General features: G+C 67.1%; 13 protein-coding genes. 9 read left to right on the forward strand and 4 right to left on the reverse strand.

Going from position 1 to position 22621, the window contains the following annotated elements; all coding sequences use genetic code 11:
* Positions 1–7 precede the first annotated feature (7 nt).
* Positions 8–10909 carry an autotransporter outer membrane beta-barrel domain-containing protein gene (locus AC1RJ5_RS03755; protein ID WP_493111800.1) on the reverse strand — a complete coding sequence of 3634 codons (10902 nt, stop codon included), beginning with the start codon at positions 10907–10909 and terminating at the stop codon, positions 8–10.
* A 549-nt stretch (positions 10910–11458) separates the two neighbouring features.
* Here AC1RJ5_RS03755 and AC1RJ5_RS03760 point away from each other — a divergent pair.
* The 9 genes from AC1RJ5_RS03760 to AC1RJ5_RS03800 all read left to right on the forward strand — a co-directional run bounded on the left by AC1RJ5_RS03760 (position 11459) and on the right by AC1RJ5_RS03800 (position 19452).
* Positions 11459–12061, forward strand: coding sequence for a hypothetical protein (locus AC1RJ5_RS03760; RefSeq protein ID WP_184166963.1), 603 nt, complete (start codon positions 11459–11461; stop codon positions 12059–12061).
* 120 nt (positions 12062–12181) lie between these two features.
* Complete coding sequence (locus tag AC1RJ5_RS03765; protein WP_184166966.1) at positions 12182–12742, forward strand: hypothetical protein; 561 nt, start codon at positions 12182–12184, stop codon at positions 12740–12742.
* A gap of 67 nt (positions 12743–12809) precedes the next feature.
* On the forward strand, positions 12810–13361 hold the full coding sequence (locus AC1RJ5_RS03770; protein ID WP_184166969.1) for a hypothetical protein: 552 nt from the start codon (positions 12810–12812) through the stop codon (positions 13359–13361).
* A gap of 40 nt (positions 13362–13401) precedes the next feature.
* The gene (locus tag AC1RJ5_RS03775) at positions 13402–13965 is read left to right on the forward strand and encodes a hypothetical protein (protein ID WP_184166972.1); all 564 of its coding nucleotides are present in this window, start codon (positions 13402–13404) and stop codon (positions 13963–13965) included.
* A 13-nt stretch (positions 13966–13978) separates the two neighbouring features.
* Positions 13979–14563 carry a hypothetical protein gene (locus tag AC1RJ5_RS03780; protein WP_269575039.1) on the forward strand — a complete coding sequence of 195 codons (585 nt, stop codon included), beginning with the start codon at positions 13979–13981 and terminating at the stop codon, positions 14561–14563.
* The gene (locus tag AC1RJ5_RS03785; protein ID WP_269575038.1) at positions 14560–15126 is read left to right on the forward strand and encodes a hypothetical protein; all 567 of its coding nucleotides are present in this window, start codon (positions 14560–14562) and stop codon (positions 15124–15126) included. Before AC1RJ5_RS03780 ends, AC1RJ5_RS03785 begins: the two co-directional genes overlap by 4 nt.
* Before the next feature lie 30 nt (positions 15127–15156).
* The gene (locus AC1RJ5_RS03790) at positions 15157–15915 is read left to right on the forward strand and encodes a fimbrial biogenesis chaperone (RefSeq protein ID WP_269575037.1); all 759 of its coding nucleotides are present in this window, start codon (positions 15157–15159) and stop codon (positions 15913–15915) included.
* On the forward strand, positions 15890–18448 hold the full coding sequence (locus tag AC1RJ5_RS03795) for a fimbria/pilus outer membrane usher protein (RefSeq protein WP_342250185.1): 2559 nt from the start codon (positions 15890–15892) through the stop codon (positions 18446–18448). The genes AC1RJ5_RS03790 and AC1RJ5_RS03795 overlap by 26 nt, the downstream gene beginning before the upstream one ends.
* Positions 18445–19452, forward strand: coding sequence for a hypothetical protein (locus AC1RJ5_RS03800; RefSeq protein ID WP_269575035.1), 1008 nt, complete (start codon positions 18445–18447; stop codon positions 19450–19452). The genes AC1RJ5_RS03795 and AC1RJ5_RS03800 overlap by 4 nt, the downstream gene beginning before the upstream one ends.
* Before the next feature lie 16 nt (positions 19453–19468).
* Here AC1RJ5_RS03800 and AC1RJ5_RS03805 read toward each other — a convergent pair whose 3' ends face one another.
* The 3 genes from AC1RJ5_RS03805 to AC1RJ5_RS03815 form a co-directional block, all read right to left on the reverse strand.
* The gene (locus AC1RJ5_RS03805; RefSeq protein WP_342250187.1) at positions 19469–19948 is read right to left on the reverse strand and encodes a hypothetical protein; all 480 of its coding nucleotides are present in this window, start codon (positions 19946–19948) and stop codon (positions 19469–19471) included.
* A 102-nt stretch (positions 19949–20050) separates the two neighbouring features.
* A complete protein-coding gene (locus tag AC1RJ5_RS03810) occupies positions 20051–20698 on the reverse strand; it encodes a response regulator transcription factor (protein WP_269575033.1) in 648 nt (215 codons plus the stop codon).
* A complete protein-coding gene (locus AC1RJ5_RS03815; RefSeq protein ID WP_269575032.1) occupies positions 20695–22569 on the reverse strand; it encodes a PAS domain S-box protein in 1875 nt (624 codons plus the stop codon). The genes AC1RJ5_RS03810 and AC1RJ5_RS03815 overlap by 4 nt, the downstream gene beginning before the upstream one ends.
* Positions 22570–22621 lie beyond the last annotated feature (52 nt).

Here is a 22621-nt window from a genome sequence, read left to right on the forward strand (position 1 = left end):
GCCCCGGTCAGAATGCCAGGCGAAGCCCGCCAACGCCCTTGAGGCTGTAGCTCTTGGCGAAGTCGTGGATCGCGGTGTTGGCGGAGAGCTCGCTGAACAAGGTGACGCGGCCCACCGCCACGCTGCCGCCCAGGCCGAGTTCGCTCCACAGCCGCTCGTTGCTGCGCGCGATCGGCGTGCCCGAGACCTCGGTCACGGTGCCGTCGAGCCACTCGTAGCTGAGGTTGACCACGCCATAGATGTGGCTGCGGTCGTCCTGGCGATCGAGCGAGATTCCCCAGCGCGTCTTCAGGCTGTCGCCGAGGCGCGACGAGATCGTTGCGCCGTTCGGATCGGTGAAGCGATCGAACCCGACGGTCGAATAGGCCATCTGGATCTGCGGCGTCACCGACAGGCTGCCCGACAGCGGCGAGCGCTTGCCGACTTCGACGCTGTAAGCCTGGCCGGTGCCGTTGTTGCTGTCGGCCAGCTTGCCGAGAATGGTCGATTTAAGCTTGCTATCGAACCAGGTGAACTGCGCCCGGCCATCAACATAGAATCCCTGCGGCCCGAACCAGCTAAGCGTCGCACCGACGCTGTAGCCCTGCGTCTTGATGCTGCCGTTGCCGAAAGGCGAAGCGATGTTCGCCCGCGCTTCGCCATAGCCACCGAGCAGGCCGACCACGAGGGTTGCGCCGTCGCTGCGGGTGCTGACGACCTGGTCCGCGCCAAGCTCGACCGTCCAGCTGTCGACATTCACGTCGGAAAGGCTGGTCGACTGCACGGCATTGGGGCGCGAGCGGGCGCTTTCCATCCGGCCCCAGATACCCGAAATGCCATCGCTGCCTGCGCTCCAGCGGCGATTACCGACGCGCTCCTGCATCGTACCGATAGTGTTGAGCGTCGCCAGCGTCTGGCCATAGGCTTCGTAGACGGGAACGCCCGGCTGGTAGAGCGGCGTTGCCGGCGGGGCCACCGGGCTCAGCAGGCTCGAGCGAAGATACCAGTCACCATCGGTCGGCGTGGATACACCGTTCTTGTAGAGCCGGTAGCCATAGGCACCGGCGATCAGCGCCGGGGCACCCTCGAAGACATAGTCGCCGTCGAGCGTGAACACGCCGTTCGAGGCTCCCGCGACATCGACGATCTTGATGCCCTCAATAGTAGGTGCGCCCGTACCGCCCACATTGGTAACCTTGACCAATGTGGTGCCCGCAGTAGCGCCACCGACGACGAGCCGGTCAGCCCGCGCGCCGTCGCCGCCAAGCTCGGCTTCGATCTCAAGCGTACCATTGGAGCCGGTGTAGTTGCCGGTAAGGGTAAGCGTACCGACCCCGGAAAGGCCCGGCGCGATCGTACCCGCATTGGTGACCACGCCCACGGTGCCGGTGCCCTCAAGACGCCCGGCCGCATCGATATTGACGGTGCCGCCAAGGACGCCCGTCACCGCCAGCGTGCCCCCCGCTACCCGGGTGGTGCCTGCATAACCGGTGCTGGTGCCGCCCAGAACCAGCGTGCCGGCGCCGGCCTTGGTGAGATTGGCCGTGCCCGAGAGCAGGCCGCTCAGGGTGAAGCTCGTTCCGGTGGCTGTCGAAACGATGCCAGCGCCCTGGAGGCCGAGGTTGCGGGCGCTGGCGAGCGACGCGGTGGTGGCAAGGGTGCCGCCATCGAGAGTGACGCCACCCGCAGCCGCGCCCAGATTGGCATCGCTTGCGATCTGCACGGTTCCGCCGGTGACCAGCGTGCCACCGGTGTAGCTGTTGGTGCCGCCCAGGACGAGCGTGCCCGCATCGGTCTTGACCAACTGGCTCGCGCCGGTGAGCGCGGCATTGATCGTCGCGGTATAGCCCGCACCCGCGGTGCTGCCGTCGCCGACGCGGATCACCGCCTGGGCACCGGTGAGCAGGATCGCACCGCCGGTAACGGTGTAGCCGCCCACCGTGAACTGCATGCCCGAAGCAGCGACCTGACCAAGACCGTTGTCGACCGTGACGGTGCCGGCGGTACCGCCGAACACTGCGAAGGCGCCGTTGCTATAGGGTGCGTTGACCGCGCCCGAGGCATCGGCCCAGTTGTCGTTGCCGGTGCTGCCCTGCCAGGCGCCGGTGCCGCCATTGATCGCGCCATTGTTCTTGGGGCCGGCGGCGCCGTCCCAGAAGTTCAGCGTGAGGCCGGCGAAGTTGACCAGATTGACCTGGCCGGCGATCGAAGTCTGCACCGCAACGTTGCTGCCGGCCGGCAGCGCGCCGAGAGTCAGACCATTATCGGTGAGCGCGCCGCCATAGTTGAAGACGCGGTAGACCCCGGCGCTGAACAGGCCGCCGGTAGTCTGGCTTACGTTGATCGTGCCGTCGAGCACCAGGTTGCCGCCGACATTGACCAGATCGTTGAGGGCGCCGCCTGCGACGTTCGCCGAGCCGAACTCATAGCCAAGTGTCGCGCCCTGGGCGATCGACAGGTTGCCGCCGATCGTCAGAGTGCCCGCACCGCCGGCACCGGGCGCCAGCGTGCCGTTCAAGGTCACGTTACCGCCGAGCGTGCCGGTACCGCCGAGCGTTGCACCCGCGGCGATGCTGGTAGTGCCGTTCGCCGCGGCATAGTTGCCGTTCACCAGCAACGTACCCTGCACGACCTGAGCGCCACCGGTGAAGCTGCCGGTGCCGCCAAGCACCAGCGTACCCGCACCGGTCTTGCCGAGGCTGCCCGTGCCGCTGATCGCGCCGGTCAAGGCCAGCGTCGTACCCGTATCGGTGGAGAACACGCCCTGCCCGGCAAGGGCAACGGCGCGTGCGGAGCTGATATTGGCGGTGGTGTTGAGCGTGCCGCCATTGAAGCTGAGGCCGCCCGAAGCCGCGCCCAGATTGGCGTCGCTCGCGATCTGCAGCACGCCACCGTTGATCGCGGTGCCGCCGGTATAGGTATTGGTGCCGCCCAGGATGAGCCGGCCGATATCGGCCTTCACCAGCTGGGTGTTGCCGACGATCACCGACTGGATGTCGGCAATGAAACCATTGCCCGCTGCGCTGCCATCGCCGACACGGATCACCGATTGCGGGCCGGTGAGGGTCAGCGCGCCACCCTGGATGACATAGGTTCCGGTGGCCGCGAACTGCAGGCCCGCGGCAGTCACCGCGCCCTGGCTGTTGTCGACAGTCACCGTGCCGGCCGTGCCGGCGAAGATCGCGACCGCACCGTTGTCGAACGCCGAGTTCACCGCGCCACTGACATCGGTCCAGTTGTCGGTGCCAGTCGCTTGCCACACGCCGCTGCCGCCGGCGATCGCGCCATCGAACTTCGGGCCGGCAGCACCGTCCCAGAAGTTGAGCACCGCCGAGCCGGTGTTGACCAGGTTGACCTGGCCCGCGATCGCGGTCTGCACGCTGAGCTCGGCGCCCGCCGGCGTCGTCCCGATGGCGAGGCCGTTATCGGTCAGCGTGCCACCATAGTTGGCGATCCGATAGAGACCGATATCGAACGCGCCGCCCGCGCTCACCGCGACGTTGATCGTGCCATCAAGCACCAGGTTGCCGCCGACATTGACCAGGTCGTTGAGCGGGCTGCCAACCGCATTGGCCGCACCGAACTCATAGGCCAGGGCCGAACCCACCGACAGGGTCAGCCCGCCATTGATGGTGAGCGTGCCCGGGCTGTTGCCCGGTGCGAGGGTGCCGCCGTCCCCGATCAGAACGTCGCCGCCGAGGATGCCCGAACCGCCCAGCGTCGCGCCGCTGCCGATGCTGGTCAGGCCGGTTGCCGCCGACTGGTTGCCATTGACCAGCAGCGTACCGCCGGTGACGCTGGTGGTACCAGTATAGCTGTTCGCGCCCGACAAGGTGACGGTGCCTGTGCCGGATTTCACCAGGCCGCCGCTACCCGAGATTGTGCCGGCGAAGCTGGTGCTATTGGCGGTGCCGAAGCTCAGCACGTTGCCACCGAGCGCAATCGCGCCCGCACCCGACAGGTCGCCGACTACAGTGCCCGGGCCAGTGACGCCGCTGATGTCGAACGCCGCGCCGGTGCTCACCGCCACCGCGCCGCCCGCATAGAGCGCACCATTGCCGATCAGTGCAAGCGTGCCGCCATTGACTGTGGTGCCGCCGGAGTAGCTCTGCGCCGTATAGAAGCGCACCGCGCCGCTCGGCGCCTGGATCACAACGCTGCCGCCCGTGCCGCCGGCGATGCCGCCATCGGCGATGCTGCCGGACCAGTCGCTGAACGAGAGGGTGGCACCGAGCGTCAGTACCTTGGAGCCGAGCGCGATTGTCCCCGCCGCCCCGCTGTTCAGCTGGATAACCCGCGCGCCCGTATTCACCTGGGAGATGTCGAACACGGTGCCCGCGCCGACGATCAGGTTGCCCGCGCCGATCGTACTCGCGCCCGCCAAGGCCAGCGTGCCGGCCGCGATCAGGGTCCGGTTCGAATAGCTGTTCACGCCGGCGAGAGTCAGCGTGCCGGTGCCCAGCTTGTCGAGGAAGTTCCCCGTCATGTTGCCGGCGCCGTTGCCGATCACGCCGCCCAGCGTGACATCGAAGCCTTGGACGTCGATCTGGTTGGAAGTGCCGCTGCCGAGCGTAATCGCACGGTTCGAGGTGAAGGAGGCGCCGGCACGGAGCGTGCCGCCCTGTAGCGCCAGCAGGCCGGTCGTTGCGCCGAGATTCGCGTCGCTCGAGATCTGCAGGATGCTCGAACCCGTGATCGTGGTGCCCCCCGAATAGCTGTTCACACCGTTCAGGATCAGCGTACCGCCGCCCGACTGAGTGAGCGTGCCGCTGCCCGAGATCGCGCCGTCCAGCGCCAGCGTGCCGGTGCGGTTCACCGCCAGCGCGGCGTTGTTCACGACGTCGCCGGTGATGCTGCCGCCATTGCCGATCTGGAGCGTGCCGCCCTCAATCCGGGTACCGCCCGCATAGCTGTTGGCACCCGTCAGCACGAGCGTACCCAGATCGGTCTTCACGAGCTGGCTCGCGCCGGTCAGAGCACTCGCGATCGTCGCGGTATAGCCCGCGCCCGCGGCAGTGCCGTCCCCAACGCGGATCACCGCCTGCGTCCCGGTGAGCGTCACTGCGTCGCCGGTGATCGCATAGCCGTTGGTGGCGAACTGCATGCCCGAGGCGGTCACCGCACCCTGGCTGTTGTCGACCGTTACCGTTCCCGCATTTGCGGTGAAGATGGTGATCGCGCCGTCCGAGAAACCGGCGTTGAGCGCGCCGCTCAGTTCGGTCCAGTTGTCGTTGCCAGCATGCGCCTGCCAGACGCCGTTACCACCGGCGATCGCGCCGTCGAACTTCGGACCGGCGGCGCCGTCCCAGAAGTTCAGCGTCAGCCCGCCGATATTGACCAGGTTCACCTGGCCCGCGACCGAAGTCTGGACGAAGGTGTCCGCTCCCGCCGGCTGGGCGCCGATGACGAGCCCGTTGTTGGTGAGTGAGCCCGCATAGTTGAGGATGCGGTAGATACCGACGTCGAAGCTTCCGCCCGTCGAGGTCGTCACGTCGACCGTGCCATCGAGCACCAAACTGCCACTGACATTGACCAGATCGTTGAGCGGTCCGCCCACGGCATAGGCCTGGCCCAGCTCGAAGGCGAGGTGCGCGCTCGAAGCCAGGTTGAGGTCGCCGCCGATCGTCAGCGTGCCGACGCCGTTCGAACCAGCCGCCAGCGTGCCGGCCAGGTCGACGCCGCCGCCAATGATGCCCGTGCCGCCCAGCGTGCCCGCCGCCGCCACAGTGGTGAGCCCGGTCGCCGCCGACTGGTCGCCGTTGATCAGCAACGTGCCGCCAGTGACGTTAGTGACGCCGCCATAGCTGTTGGCGCCGCTCAGGATCGTCGTACCGGCGGTCTGGTTGAGACTTCCGGTGCCGCTCAGCAGTGCGGCGAAGGTATAAGCCGGATCGGTGTGGTTGAAATTGATCCGCGAAGTCGTGCTGCCCAGGTTGAGCGACCCCGGACCAAACAGGCCCGCCGCGGCCGCCGCCGCACCCTCGGCGCCGCCGATGTTGAGCACGCCGGTGGCCCCGGCATTGTCGGCCAGGGTGAAGGCGCCGCCCACCGCGATGCTGCCGCCTGCGGCAAGGGTGAGCACGCCAGTGCCTGCACCGGTCCCGACCGTAAGGTCACCGCTCGTCGTGAAGACGGAGGCCGGGCCCGAGACCAGCAGCGCGGCCGGTCGCGTGGTGGCCGATCCGATTACGGCGGAGGTGAAGCTCGCCGCGCCGCCGTCGAGCAACGAGAAGTCGCCATTGGTCATCGCCAGCGTGCCGGTGCTGGTCCAGTTTGAACCGGTGCCGGTGATCGTGAGCGTGGGAACGGTGACGTTGCCCACCGCCGCGCCTACCAGGTTGGCACCGGCGGAACGCAGCGCGCCGCCGCCACTGATCGTGACGTTCCCGATCGACGTCCCTGCGCTGCTGGCGACGGTCAGCGGGCCGAGCAGGTCGGCCAGCGAGCCGGCGCCGGTGATGTTGAGGTTCGCTGCGGCAGCGGGCGCCGGCGGCCCCGACCGGAGGGCAAGGCCGCCCAGCGTGGTCCGCAGTACGCCGCCATTTTCCACATTGATGGTCGATACGCCGTTGCCGCTGCCCGATACGTTGATGAACCCGGTCGTGAAAGTCGATCCGGTACCGGAGACGGTGAGCGTACCGCCATTGGTGACCCCCGTCTGGTTTGCGGCGGTCACGCTGTTGCCGTTGGCGATGCGAAGCTCACCCTGCTGGATCAGCGCGGAGCCGGTCCAGGTGCTGTTGCTGGAGAGATTCAGTTGTCCGGCGCCGAGCTTGCTGAAATTGCCCGAACCGGTGATCGAACCGGCAAAAGTGGAGGCATCCGCGCGATTGAACTGGATATTGGCGTTGTTGACGATGCTACCCGCGATCGTGCCGCTGGTGCCGCCATTGCCGATGAGCAGTGAGCCGGTACCGGTGATCGTGGTGCCGCCGGTGTGCGCGACGTCCCCGGTCAGCGTCACGGTATTGTCGGTGCTGATCGTGAGCGCGCCGGCGCCGCCGACATTGCCGGTCAGCACCCAGTCCGATCCCGCGGTGGTGGTGACCGCCGCCGCCCCCGCCAGCACCACGCCGCGGTTCGACGTCATGTCGCCGGCGACCCGCAGCGTGCCATTGCTGAAGCTCACCCCGCCCGCCGCGTCGCCCAGACTGGCGTCGCTCGCCACCTGCAGCACGCCGCCATTGATCGCGGTGCCGCCCGTGTAGCTATTGACGCCGGTCAGCACGAGCGTGCCGAGATCCGTCTTCACCAGCTGGCCCGATCCGCCCAGCGCGCTGGCGATCGTCGCGGTGTAGCCCGCCCCCGCCGCGGTGCCGTCGCCCACCCGGACGATCGATTGCGGCGCGACCAGCCCGATCCCGTCGCCGGTGACCAGATAGCCGCTGCTGGCGAACTGCATGCCCGACGCGTTCACCGCGCCCAGGCCGGCATCGACCGTCACCGTGCCCGGCGCAGCCATGAAGATCGCGAAATTGCCGTCGGTATAGGCGCTGTTGGCCGCGCCGGTATCGAGCGTCCAGTTGTCGTTGCCGCCACCGGCCTGCCACACGCCGGTGCCGCCGGTGATCACGCCGTCGCCGCGCGCGCCGTTGCCGTCCCAGAAATTGAGCGCGGCACCGGCATAATTGACCAGGTTCACCTGCCCGGCGACCGAGGTCTGGGCGACGACGATGCCGCCTGCCGGCACCGTGCCGATATTCAGGCCATTGTCGGTGAGCGATCCGCCATAGCTGAGCACGCGGTAGACACCGACACCGAACTCGCCGCCCGGCGTGACGGTGACGTCGATCGTGCCGTCGAGCGTCAGGTTCCCGCCGACTTGCGTGAGATCGTTGAGCGGGCCGCCGACCACGTCGGAATGGCCGAACTCGTAATCGAGCAGCGAATTGTTCCCGAGGCTGAGATCCCCCGCAATGGTGAGCGTACCCGGGCTGTTGCCGGGGGCCAGGATGCCGTCGGTGACGACGACGTTGCCGCCGATCGTGCCGGCGCCGCCCAGCCGGCCGCCGTTCGACACATTGACCAGGCTGGCCGCATTGCCCAGCGTGCCATTGACGCGAAGCGTGCTGCCGTTGCCAGTGCTGTTCGAGACGTTCACGGTGCCGGCAAAACCGTTGCTGTTGCCGGTCAGGTTGGTGACGCCCTGAACCTGGTTGATCACCCCCGCGCCCGAGATCGCGGCGCTGAACAGATAATCGCTGTCGGTGTGATTGAAGCTGAGGCGCGAGGTGGCGCTTCCCAGGGTGACCGCCGGCGCGGTGAACGCACCCGCCGCGACACCGTTCTCGCCCTCGGCAGCGCCGATGCTGAGGATGCCGGTCGCGGTGCCGGCATCGGCCAGAACCAGCGATCCGGCGAGAGCCACCGAGGCGCCATTGCTGAGGACGAGCTCGCCGGTGCCCGCGCCGCTGCCGATCACCAGATCGCCGCTGGTGGTGGTGAAGCTGGAATTGGCGTCCGAGATGGTGAGCTTCGCCGGCAGCGTCGCCGTTCCGAAGGTGGCAGCGGAGAAGCTCGCCGCGCCGCCCTGGCTCAGCGTGAAGTCGCCATTGCTCATCACCAGCGAACTGGTGCTGATCCAGTTCGATCCGGCGCCCGTGATCGTGGCCGTCGGCACCCCGCGGGTGTTGCCCGTCGCGAAACCGATGGTGCTGGCGCCCGCGGTGCGGAGCGAGCCGCCCGCGCCAATCGTGAGCTTGCCGTTGGTGACGCTCGAGCCGGCGAGCACCAGCCCGCCCGCCACATCGGCCCGCGAGCCCGCCCCGTCGACGAGCAGCTCGGCCGTGTTGGTCGAGGCGGCCGAGACCGTGGAGGCCCGCAGCGAGATGTCGCCGGTCGTGGTCGTGAGATGGCCACCATTGGTGACGCTGACCGTCATCGTCCGGTTTAGGTTCGCCGCGCCGGTGATCGCGGTGGTGCTGAAGGCCGAGCCCGCCCCGTCGACGCCGAGAATGGCCGGGACGACCGTGTTGACATTGATCGAGGTGGCGCCGCCGGAGGTGGTCGTTCCGCCCCCAGCGATGAGGAGCTGGCCTCCGGAAATGGTCGTCCCGCTGCCGTAATTGTTCTGGCCGGTGAGCGTGAGCGCCCCGGTGTTCGGCTTGGACAGGCCACCGGTGCCGGTGATCGAACCGGCATAGGTGAAGGCATCCGTCCGGTTGAACGCCAAGGTGCCATTGTCGATGATATCGCCCAGGACCGAACCGGTAGTGCCGCCATTGCCGATGTTCAGCGTGCCGGAAGCGATCGTCGTGACCCCGGTGTAGCTGTTGTCGCCCACCAGGGTGAGTACGCCCACACCCGATTTGACCAGCGCGCCGCCGCCCACCAACTGGCCTATGGTCAGATTGCTGCCGGCAGTAGTGATCTCGAAGCCGCCGCCGCTCGCGCCCCAGTTGAGCGTGCGCGCTATGCTGCCGCTTGCCCCGGTCCACTGGAGCGTACCGCCATCGATCGTTAGCGCGCCGGATACATCCCCGAGCGCGCCGTTCGAGCTTATCGACAGCTTGCCGCCGGTGATCGTCGTGCCGCCGCTATAGGTGTTGGTGTTTGCTACCAGCGTCGTCGTGCCCGATCCGCTCTGGACGATCGATCCGATACCGCTGATGAAGCTGCTCACCGTGTTGGCGGCGCTGCTGTTGAAGACGAGGATGCCGTTGTCGACCAGCTGGCGGAATGCCACGCTCGCGGCGCCTCCGTCGCCGACCTGCAGCGTGCCCTGGTTGATGGTCCAGTCCATCAGCATCGCGTTGGTGCCGGTCAGCGTCCAGGTGCTGGCGCCGTTCTTCTCGAATTTGTCGGAAGTGTCGAAGTTGCGATACTTGCCGGTGGGCGAGACCTGGGAGATGTCGAAGCTCGCATCGGTGGCGCCGCCGAAGCCCAGGACTTCGGTGCCGCTCACGCTGGCGGTCACGTTGCCCTCGATGTTCGAGGTTGCCCATAGCTCGAGGTAGAGGCGGGTGCCGCCATTGGTATCCATGCGGATGGCATCGGTACTGCCGGCGCCCGCCCGGATCGTGCCCGTGTTGATGATCTTGACCGACCAGGCCTGGTTGAAGCTCTGGATCGCAGCGGCGCCGTTGCCGCCTTCGATCGTGCCGGCATTGGTGAGCGTCAGCAGCGAGGAGCCGATGCCGCGGATCGCCGCGCCGCCGGTGAAGGCGGGATCGCTGTTCGATCCGCCGCGGATCGTCCCGTTGTTGATGATGAAGGAGGTCTGGCCGATGTTGCGCGAATAGATGGCGAACCCATCGCTGCCGCTCTGCCCGTTCGAACCCTGGATCAGGCTGTTGTTGATCAGCGTGCCGCCAGTGTTGATCGATACGGCCACGCCCGAATTGTCGCCCGTCAGGCTGTGCGCATAGGAGATCGAGTCGCCGGCCGCGATCGTGCCGTTGTTCACGAAGGTCCCGGTGCCGTTCAGGCTGAGGGCGATGCCCGGATCCTGGCCCGCATTGCTGACCGAGTTGCCGCGGATCGTGGCGCTGCTGGTGACGATGCCCGTGCCGGTCAGCGACAAGGCGCCCGAGGTCGCGCCGGCATTGCCGGAGAAATTGCCTGCCAGGACCAGGGTATTGGAGCCCGAGGGCCCAGCGATGAGCATGCCCGGACCGGTATTGGGGCCGGTCAGCACGAAGCCCTGGGTGTCGATCGTGACCGGCTTGTTCGGCAGGGTGAAGGTGGCGGTCGATACGCTGAAGCTGGCACCCAGCACGATCCGGGGATTGGGGTCCGCATTGCCGGCGATGACGGTCAGCGCCGCCTGCAGCTCGGCTTCGCTGGTCACGACATAGTCGTCTGCCCAGGCCGCCGAGGGCAGGAACAGCGCCAGGGCAAGCGCCGCGCCGCCCGCACCCGCCAGCAATTTCCGGCGGCGAAACGGAGAAACATTCGTGGCCTTGCGGATCGATCCAGCGGTCGTGAACATCGTTACTCTCCTGACGCTACGCAGACGTGCAAACGCGCCCTCCACGGCAAGCCGGGAAGACTGGGACGCTCGTGGGATCGCCCATCACGCAATTCGTTCGAGTGGCACTCGTGACATAGGTGAAACGTTCGATGTCCCGGTGCGGCACAAGGTGTTAACGCAATCTAAATCGACCGCGTTGAGATGCATTTACCCTACGTTTTTCAGGAAAAATCGCTCGATCGGGTGCCTGAGGACCGGCACGATCCGTGCGGTTCGCAGGCCCGGGCACCGGAGTGCCCTCTCCTCCAAGGGCCGTCCCGAAAACGCGGATCGCGTCAATCCGCGACGATTCTGGGCCCGGCAATGCTCCGAATCGAGACGATGCGCGGCAAGCGAAAGTTCGGGCGAAAATAAAGCGAATGATATCAGATCATTGATCTGTGTATTATCGATATAATACGCAATTACCGACATGTGGAAGACCACAAGTTCTACCTAACGGTTTGTTCACCATCCTTCTGAGCAAGGCGCGATGCCGAGAGTGTCGCGAACCAGAAGGGTGAGGACATGCGCACAAGGACGCATCTGGCATTCGCGGTCTGCATGGGGTGGGTCTCCGCCGCCTCTGCCCAGACAACCGCATATTCCCCCGATTCGGGCCGCACGCCCAATCAGATCGTCCTGTCGATCCCGGTAACGGCCTCAGTCGGCGGCCGATGCGGCTTCGGCACGGGCGGCACGCCGAGCGGCTCCTACAACCAGAATGATTTCGACGTGAACGGGCTGCAGCACGACTTCGCCTTCGTGCTCGATTGCACCGGCCCTTCGCGCGTCGCGGTAGTGTCGCAAAATGGCGGCCTGCTCACCACGGGGACCGCGCCGACCGGCTATACCGTTCGCGCGCCCTATGATGTGAGCCTGCATCTCGTCGCCAATGGCGGCGGGACGACGGCGGACGCCACCTGCGCCGCATCGACGCTGCCCACCGGCTCCACCTGCAGCTTCCTCGGCCCGGCAAGCACCGCGCAGGGGCTGCGCCTTTCCGCCGCATCGACGCTGCAGGCAGGCTCGTACCTGCGCGTATCCGCCCCACCCTATGCCGGCGCATCGGCGCTGGTGAACGGTACCTATTCCGACGTCCTGACGGTGACGCTCAGCGCATCGCCCTGACGGCGACCTGCCGGTTCGGCCCGGCGGCCGGCGCCAGATACCCCGGGCTTCTACCCCAAGTGAAAAATGGCAGCCGCGCCGCTCCGGCCTGACCTGCCCGACTTCAAATAGGAGAGCATTATGAAGAAGCTTCTGTTCACCGCCCTTCTCGCCGGTTCGGCGCTGGCGGCGGTCCCGGCAGCCGCGCAGAGCGTGTCGGGCAATGTCACGGTGACCGGCACGGTCGCCGCCAAGTGCACTTCCGCGGGCGGCCTGAACGGCAGCATCAACCTGGGCGAACTCGCCGTTGCCGACGGCAAGGTCAATCCGACCTTCTCGGCGAATGTGGGTGGCCTGAGCCGGTCGTTCACGGTCACCTGCACGAGTGCCAATCCGCAGATCTCGGTGGATGCCTCGGCACTGGTCAACTCCGCGATCGTGACCCCGACCGCCGGCTATACCAACACGGTGCACTACACCGCGACGATGGTCGCCTCGAAAGCGGCCGGCGGCACGACCTCGGCGATCGACACCTCGAACGTCGCCGGCGCGACCACGGCGCTTGTCGGCGATCACCTGGCCAATGCGCCGAACAACATCGTCCTCACGGTCTCGAACGGCAACACCACCACCGCGACCGACATGCTGGAGGCCGGAAATTACTCGGGTGTGATCGCGCTCACCGTGAGCCCGTCCGCCTGACCCGTGCTGGGCGAGGGAGGCCGCCCCCTCTCCTCCCTCGTCCAGACATTTCTGCTGGAGAACGACCATGCGCATTTCTTTCCTGCTCGCCGTTCCGGCCGCGCTGGTCGCGACTCCGGCGCTGGCGCAGTCGACTGGCACGGTGAACGTGAACGGATCCGTCGCCGATCGCTGCCTCTTCACCGTCCCCTCCGCGGTCATCGCGCTCGGGGAGATCTCGCAGAGCGGCACCGGCGCGGCTGCCGGCAGGCTCGACACCGCCCGCGTCGACAACCAGTTCCGCGATCTGGTCGGCTGGTGCAACGGCACCGCGGCGACCATGACGGTCGAGGCGCAGCCGCTGCTCAACCTCGACTATGGAGGCCCCGCCATCTCCGGGTTCGACACCCGGGTCGACTATCTCGCCACGGCGGCGGCCAACAGCACCTCGACGACCGACAGTTCGCTGGCAGCGAGCCCGGGTCCGGGCGGCGCCGTCAATGTCGGGCTCTTCTCGGGCAACATCCGGGTGACGCTGTCCCAGTCCTCGACGCCGGGGAGCGGCCTGCTCGTCGCCGGCAATTATGGCGGCCAGGTGATCGTCACCCTCACGCCCAACTTCAGTGGCGGCGGAGACTGATCCCGCCAGGCACCTCACCCGACCGAATTGGGAGGCTAGCATGAACAAGCATATGGTTTTCCGCGCTGCCCTGACCGCCTCGATGGTCATCTGCGCGCCGGCATGGGCCCAGACCACGGGCACCACCTCCAGCGGTACGGTTACGGTGACCGGCACGGTACCCTCGCTCTGCTTCGGCGGGACGCTGACGGGCGGCAGCAACATCGATCTCGGCGTGCTCATCGACACGTCGACCGGATTGCTGCGCACCGACCTGCCGGCGCCGACCCGGACCCTGACCGGGGCGTTCTGCAGCACCCGCAGCGTGATCTCTGTCGAGGCGACGCCGCTATTGTCGCAGAACGCGACGGGCACGCCGCCGGCCGGCTTCTCGCGGACGGTGAACTACCGCGCCGCCGCCAGCGGCTGGACCCCGACATCCGCGGTCTTCACCACGGGCGCCGCCAGCAACCCGGCCGCCTCGCAGAACCGCGCCACCGCGTTCCAGAGCGACATCACCATCACGCTCGACAACTTCCTGACCGGCGGAGGCACCGGGCTGCGGCTCGTCTCCGATCCGCTGTATCGCGGCGCGGTCACGGTGACGCTGTCGGTGGCCGATTGAGGGAGTGCACGACATGCGCAGCCACCCCTTGTTCGCGATCGCGGTCCTGCTCCCGCTCCCCGCCGTCGCGCAGACGATCAGCGAGGTCCGGGCAATGGACGTGACCGGCCAGGTGCCAGGCACCTGCACGCTCGGCGCTCCGCGGCTGGGTGGCGCCCAGGCCAATTTCCGCGGGATCAACGGCAACAGCCTGCCGATCGATCAGCTGGTCGACGGGACGACATTGTCGACCCGCCCGGCATCGGCCGAGATCAGCTTCGACGCGGTCTGCGCGTTCCCGCACCTGCTGCGGGTGGAGAGCCAGAACAACGGGCTCTGGCGCACCAGCGAGCGGGTGGGCAACGCCCCGGAAGGGTTCGGCGACGCGGTTCCCTACCGCGCCACGCTCTACTGGGCATCGCAGACCCTCGCGTTGTTCGCCGATGCCCGGCTGCGCCGCATGGCCGAGACCAGCCTCTTCGTCAGCGAAACCGCGACCGGAACGCTGCAGCTCCGCCTTGAGATCGATGCCGGTGCCACCAATCACCGCGCAAACGCGCCGCTTGTCGCCGGCACCTATGGCGACACGCTGCGCATTACCCTGGAGCCGCAGCAATGAAGAGGATCCTGATCCCCGTCGCGCTGGCAATGCTTCCGGCAGCCGCCCTGGCCCAGAACCAGCCGCAGCCGGTCACCGGCCACCTCGACATCATCGGTGAAGCGCCGGCCGCCTGCCTGATGAAATCCCCCGCAGGCACCAGCGGCACCAATGCCAGCTTCGATCCCGTGTCGTCCGGCACCGGCCGCATCCGGATCGACCAGCTGGCGAGCCTGAACGATGCGACGCCCCTGGCGGCGACGATCCGGGTCGAGCTGCCGGTCATCTGCAACGCGCCCCACCGCATCGTGCTGCGCAGCGGCAATGGCGGGCTGCGGCGGGACGGCGCGGCGGTGGCGAGCGTCGCCCCCTTCCGCCAGCTGCTGCCCTATCGGCTGGGTGTCCGCTGGGGCGCCGACCAGGCCGAGCGCGGCACCGATGACGGCACGCCGATCACCATCGACGCAAGTGGCGCCCGCTCGGGCGACCTTGCGGTCCTTTTCACCCTCGCCAGCGGCGGCGCCCCCCTCGTGGCGGGCAACTACACCGACGAGATCGTCCTGGAGATCCAGGTCGCCGACTGACGCACCCCACGCATTCCGGGAGGAAAACAGATGAAGAAATGGGTCCGTGGTCTCGCTCTTGGTCCGGCACTGGCCGCCGCCATGCTCGCGAGCACTCCGCTGGTACAGGCGGAGACGGTGCAGCCGGTCGTCGTCGATCTGACGCCCACTGGCAGCGGAATGAGCCAGACGATCACGGTGGAGAACACCTTCACCCAGCCGCTTCCGGTGGAGCTGCGCGTCGAGGAACTCACCTTCGACCAGGCCGGACTGCACGGCACGGGCAAGGACTCCGGCGACTTGCTGATCTTCCCGCCCCAGGCGATCATCCAGCCCGGCCAGACCCAGTCCTTCCGCGTGCAATATATCGGCGACCCCGCCCTTGCCCGCAGCAAGCACTATTACGTCACCGTCGCCCAGCTGCCGGTGCAGCTGCCGCAGGGCCAGTCCGCCATCCAGATCCTGTACAACTTCCAGGTGCTGGTCAGCGTGCGGCCCGCCGGCGCGAGGCCCGAGCTCAAGATCGCGAAGAGCGAAGTGGCGCTCGACGAGAAGGGTCAGGCGATCGCCGCGATCACCCTGACCAACGACAGCCCCGCCCATGGCTATCTGTCCAAGGGCCGGCTGCGGATCGTCGAGCGCGATCGCAGCGGCAAGGAAGTGTTCCGTCGCACGCTCGCCGGGCCCGAAATCCAGCAGACCGTAGGCTTCGGCCTGGTCGGCGCAGGACAGACCCGCCGGCTGCTCATCCCCATCCAGCTCCCCACCAGTGAAGGCACGATCGATGCCCAATTCACGCCCGAGGGCTAGGCGCCCCCTGCGCTGGTTCGCCATCGTCCTGATGGCGGGCTGCGCGCCCTTCGCCATCTCGCCGGCCGCTCGCGCCAGCGAGGATGGTCCCAAACAGACGACCCAGGAGCAGGAGCGCCACATCGTCCTGCCCAAGCCCAGCGCCGGCGGTGACGCGCAGGCCAGGATCAACACCACCGGCAAGCCGGTGACGCTGACGGTGGCCGCGAAGGATGGCCCGGTCTATCTCGGTGACATCGTCGTCACCATCCAGCCCGACGACTCGATCGAGTTCTCGTCGCGGCGGCTGATGGACCTGCTCTCCAACGTCCTCGACCCGGACGTGCTGCGCAACCTGCAGGCGAGCTTCGCCGGCAAGGCGGCACTGGGCCCGGAAGCGTTCCAGGCATCCGGCATCCAGCTCCACTATGATCCGCAGCAGCTGGCGATCGTGCTCGACATCGCGAGCGAGCGCCGCGCGACCCGCACGGTGATGGTCAGCCCGCTCGAGCGGGACAAGATCGGTACCTATGTCAAACCCGCCGATTTCAGCGCCTATCTGAACATCCGCGGCAATGTCGATTACCTCTGGAGCGGCGCGGACAAGGGTGTGCAATCGCCGGTGCTGTTCCTCGACGGCGCCATCCGCACCATGGGCGTCGTGCTGGAGAGCCAGGCGGTCTGGCAGCCCGGCAGCAACGCCACCGACTTCCAGAGACTGGGCTCGCGCTTCGTCTATGACGATCCGAAGCGGCTGGTCCGCTGGACCCTTGGCGACCTCCAGCCGGTCACGCGCGGCTTCCAGTCGGTGCCCGATATCGCGGGCGTTTCCGTCTTCCGGTCGTACAGCGTGCTGCAGCCGCAGGAAATCGTGCGGCCGCGCGGCGACCGCAGCTTCCAGCTCACCCGTTCATCGACCGTCGAGGTCTATGTCAATGGCGAGCTCGTGCGACGCCTCCAGCTGGCGCCGGGCACCTACAACCTGCGCGACTTCCCGTTCACCCAGGGCGCGAACGACGTTCGCCTGAACATCCTCGACGATACCGGCCGCAGCGAGGTCCTGCGCTTCAACGTCTTCCTCGACCAGTCGCAGCTTTCGGCCGGGCTGAGTGAATTCGGCCTCTATGCGGGCGTGATGGCGCCGCTCGAGGCGCACGGCCCGCATTATACCAACAAGCCGGCGGTCTCCGCCTTCTTCCGGCACGGCATGAGCGACGCGCTCACCCTGGGTGCCAATATCCAGGCCGATAACCGGGTGGTGATGGGCGGCGTGGAAGCCGTATGGGGCACGTCGCTCGGCACCTTCGCGGGCAGCTTCTCGCTCTCGCATATCGACGGTATCGGCATGGGCCGCGCCGCGCTGGCAACCTTCCAGCGGCTGATCCAGCGCCCCAATGGCCGCTCGGACTCGATCACAATGTTCTTCGAGAGCCGCAGCCGCGACTTCGGGCCGATCGGCACGGTGATTCCGCGCAACCCCTTCGCCTGGGAGGCCGGTGGCGGCTATTCGCACACCTTCACCGACTATATCTATGGCGGCATCGACGGGCGCTACTCGCGCGGACGCGACGGCCAGCGCGACCTCTACACGGCGCGCGCCACCATGGGCTGGCGGATCAACGACCGCCTGACCATGACCGGCGACCTGCGCTACGAGCGCGACAATGTCCGCAAGGGGCTGGGTGGACTGCTCAGCCTGACCCTGCGCCTCGGCCGCTACTCCAACTTCCGCGCCGACTATGACACGCGGACCGAGCGGGCACGCCTGTCGTACAACATGATGCACGGCCAGGGCGTCGGCTCGTACAACATCGCCGCCGATATCGAGCGCGACAAGAATGGCGCGGGCGTCAGCGTAGCCGGCAATTATGTGGGCAACCGCGCCGACCTCGGCTTCAGCCATTTCGGCACGTTCGACGACGATTTCGGCCGCTCCACCGGGCAGCGGACTTCGTTCCGCTTCGGCACCGCGATCGCGCTCGCCGACGGCGCGCTTACGATCGGCCGGCCGATCTATGACAGCTTCGCGGTGGTCAAAGGGCATGAGAGCCTGAAGGGCGCCAATATCCGCGTCGATCCGACCGAGTTCGGCTACACGGCCTCGACCGGTGCGCTGGGCACAGCGCTGCAGCCGAGCCTCAGCTCCTATGCGGAGCGCACGGTCAAGATCGACGCGCCGAACGCGCCCGCTGGATACGACCTTGGCCAGGGTGCCTATCGCCTCTTCCCGCCCTATCGCAGCGGATATCGGCTGGAGGTCGGCTCGGGCTACAATCTGACGGCGATGGGCCGGATGACCGACCGCAACGGCGATCCTGTTTCGCTGGTCACCGGCAAGGCGACCGAGCTGGCGCATCCGGAGCGTGAACCGGTTGTGGTGTTCACCAACCGTGAGGGCCGCTTCGCCGCCACCGGCCTCGCCGCCGGTCGCTGGCGGATCGACATGCTCGATACCGAGAAGAGCAGCTACGTCATTGATATCGCGGAGAAGGCCGAAGGCGTGGTGCGCCTTGGCGAGCTCACGCCTGCAGCGAAGGACGGAACCAAGCCATGAGCAAGATGATACCGCTGCTCGCAGCTGTCTGCGGCGTCCTCGGCATCGCCGGGGCCGCGCCAGCCTGGGCGCAGGGCAAGGGGACCTGCGGTGTATCCGGCCAGGCACTGGCCTCGCCGACGATCACCTACGATCCCTTCTCGCCCACCGGTTTGACGCAAGTGACGATCCCGTTGATCCTGACCCGCTTCGGCACCGGTGCGGCCAAGACCCAGACGGTCAACTTCGTGCTGACCAAGCCGGTGGGTACGCCCAACTACCAGATCCTCTACAATGGCACGAGCATCCTCTACACAGAGGGCAACACCATGGGGCACCCGACGATCAACTCGCAGTCGGCGGGGGAGATCAACTACAATTTCGGTGGCGCCTCGCAGCCCGACCAGTCGACGCCGTTCAACCTGGTCGTCACGGTGCCGGCGAATGTCGATCTCTCGGCGGGCAACCCGATCGACTTCGACATCCTCTATGTCTGCAACGGCACCGGCGGCATGGCCGATGTCACCACGCCGACCAAGCTGTCGAGCGCGATCCACATCAACGTCAATGTGCTGAGCGCGCTGCAGGCCAGCTATGCCGGCCCGGCGCTGGATTTCGGAGAAGTCGGCGACAAGACCGATACCGACGTGACGAACACGCCGATCATCCGCACCGGCTATGTCCGCGTCGCCAGCTCGGGTCCCTATTCCATCAGCGTCACGTCGCAGAATGGCTACAAGCTGACCTTCCCGGGCGGCAACCCGGCGAATGCGACCCAGTCGATGAGCTATTCGGCGACCTTTGTCGGGCAGACGCGCAGCCCGTCCAACACGACGCCGATCAACCAGACCTGCACCCGCGCCGGCCTGGCCGGGTCACCACCGAACCAGGGCATATTACTGCCGGTGAACGTGCGCCTGCTGCAAGGGGGGCAGACGCGAACGCCCGCCCCCAACTATCAGGACATATTGACCGTCACCATCTCCCCGCTGGCCGCGGGTACGCCGGGAACGATCTGCTCGTGATCCAGCCCGGGCTGGATCAGAGCGCCGTAACGCGGATCGACAGCGTGCCGTTGGCCTGGCCGTTCTCGGTGACCAGCGACACCTTGTGCGCTGCGATGCCCGGCTGCGCGGCACCCGAGATGACCGTCGAACCGGCGTCGGAGAGGCGCACGGCAGTGCCGTCGATCATCAGGGTGGCGCCGGCCAGCTCGGGCGAGTGATCGACCGTCACCTGATAGCCATTCGCGCTGTTGCAGAATTCGTGCAGCGTGCCGAGATCGACCTGGTTGCCGCTCGACGCGGCAACCGAATTGTCAAGGTTCGCGCGGCAGACAACCGGCACATAGCCGCTGACCGTCAGCCGGTAGCCGTCCTGCGACGGATCGGCAAAGGCCGCCGGCGTCGCCGCGATCAGCGCGCCGAAAGCGGCCGCTGCGCCAACCCGGCGCACGAAGGAAGAAACGCTGTTGTTGTACTGCATGATGAAGAACTCCCGCCAGAACGGTTCTTTCTCCACCCAAAGCGGTTGATGTCCGGTTAAACCGGGCATCAGTAACCCGACGCATCGGGTGCGTAACGGCGTGGTTCTGCGGGTTTCGGGAGCGGTGTGGCCGGGTTGCTACGCTCTGGGAGCTGCGGCGAGCACCGGCCGCCCCTGGCCCATTCCGGCCGCGAAGGCGATCCGAAGCGCTTCCGACAGGCTGCGCGCATGCAGCTTGGCCATGATGTTGGCGCGATGCACCTCGACGGTGCGGCAGCTTATGCCGAGGTCGAACGCGATCGTCTTGTTGGGCAGCCCCTGCGCCAGCCGCTCGAGCACCTCGCGCTCGCGGCAGCTCAGGATACCGAGCACCACGCCGGCCTCGGCGACCCGGGCACTGATGTCCTTGCCTGCCGTGATCCGGTCGAAAGCCCGGCCGATCGCGTCGAGAAGCGCATCGGTGTCGAAGGGCTTTTCGAGGAAATCGACGGCGCCCGCCTTCATCGCCTTCACCGCCACCGACACGTCGCCATGGCCGGTCAGCACGATGACAGGCATCGTCACGCCGCGCGCGCCGAGCTGCTGCTGCACCTCGATGCCGTCCATTTCAGGCATGCGGATATCAAGCAGGATGCAGCCGGGCTCGACATGGCGAACCTCTTTCAGGAAGGCGATGCCGGACGCCCATACGCGAACCGCATAGCCGGAGGCGCTCAGGAAGAACTTGGCGCCCCGGCGCACGCTTTCTTCGTCATCGATGACATGGACCAACGGTTTGTCGCTCATTCCAGGGACTCCGCATCAGCACGAACAAGGGTGAAATGAAAACGGGCGCCGTCGCCGCTGTCCGGCTCCAGCCAGATGCGTCCGCCATTGGCTTCGACGATCGTCCGGCAGATCGACAGCCCCAGCCCCATTCCACTGCTCTTGGTGCTGTGGAAGGCGCGGAACAGATTCTCGGCGATCCCCGGCGGAACCCCGGGCCCGGTATCGGCGACGGTAACGCGGACGAAGCCGGGATCGTCGGGCGCGGTCGATATGGTGAGCGAGCGCCGGGGCGCCCCGATCATCGCCTCGATGGCATTGCGCATGAGATTGATCAGCACCTGCTGGATCTGGATGCGATCGACGAGGACGCTGTCCACCGACAGGTCCAGCCGGAAGCTCGCCTCCACGCCCCTTTCCCGCGCGCCGATCAGCGCGAGTTCGGAAGCGTCCTCGACCAGTGCGGAAAGCGCCTCGATCGACTTCTCGACCTCGCCGCGCGCAACGAACTCGCGCAGCCGACGTACGATGCTGCCAGCCCGAAGCGCTTCCTCGAACGCTTCGTCCAGCCCTTCCTCTATCGTCTCCCGGTCCTCGGCATTGCCGTCGCGCAGCATGTTCCGGGCGCCGCGCACGAAGGTGACCACGGCGGTTATCGGCTGGTTCAGTTCATGGGCCAGCGTGGATGCCATGGTGCCCATCGCGCTCACGCGTGCGGCATGGACCAGCTCGGAACGCAGCGCCTCGATCCGCTCCTCGTCCGCAACCTTCTCCGTAAGGTCGCGGATGAAACCGATGAAGACCCGGCCGCCCTCTGACGTGGCCTCGCCGACCGACAGGTCCATCGGGAAGGTCGTCCCGTCGTGGCGCTGCCCCAGCACGATCCCGCCGACCCCGATCATCCGGGCCTCGCCCGTCTCGAGATATCGCCGAAGATAGTCGTCGTGCCGATCGCGGTCCGGAGCCGGCATCAGCCGGCTGACGTTTGAACCGACGACGTCGGCCTCGCACACGCCGAAGAGTTTCTCCGCCGCGGCGCTGAACGACAGGATCTTGCCCGTCTCGTTGATCACCACCATCGCATCGGGCACCGCCGCCAGGATGGAGCGGAACTGCGCCGCGCTCGCCTGGAGATGCCGTTCCGCCGCGCGTTGCTCGGTCACGTCGCGAACGACCTTCGCAAAGCCCCGCAGCGCACCTTGCTCGTCATAGAGCGGCGTAAGCATGGTGTGGGCGAGGAATTCCGAGCCGTTCTTGCGAACGCACCAGTCCTCCTCCTCCAGGCAACCCTCGGCGCGGGCGCGATCGAGGTCATGCTGCGGCTTGTCGAGCGCCAGCGCCGTGTCTGGGTAGAAAATCGAGCAGTGCCTGCCGACGACTTCGCGCTCGCTCCAGCCCTTCAGCCGTTCGGCCGCCTTGTTCCAGATCGTTATCCGCCCATCCGGATCGAGCATGTAGATGCCATATCCCTCGGCACCGTCGATCAGCAGGTTCAGCGTCTCCGCCAGGTCATGCGCGCGGTTTGCCCGGCGTTCCGCGACTTGCTCGCTGGCGCGCAACCGCCATTGCAGGCGCATGATATAGGATACGACGAGGATGATGACCGAGCAGGCGAACAGGAAGACGACTCGCTCGAGAATGGCGGCCTCGCCGCTTGCCCAGCCCATCAGGGCAACCGCCGCCACCGATGCGAGGGCGGCTGCCAGCGCGGGCCCCGAGCCGGCAAAGGCACCGGTGACGAGCACCGCCACCGCATAGAGCAGATAATGTCCGTGACCGTTCAGCCAGGGCTCGAGGGCCCAGCGCAGAAGCGTGGCGACTACGACCGAGCCTACCGCCAGACCATAGGCGGCAGCGAGGTCGCGCGCCGATGTGCTTGGGGCACCGGCCACCGCAATCTCCGCCGCTGAAGCGCCCGAGCCACACCCGATAGTGGGTTCCCTC

Source organism: Sphingomonas sp. GW822-FHT03G08, assembly GCF_058801135.1.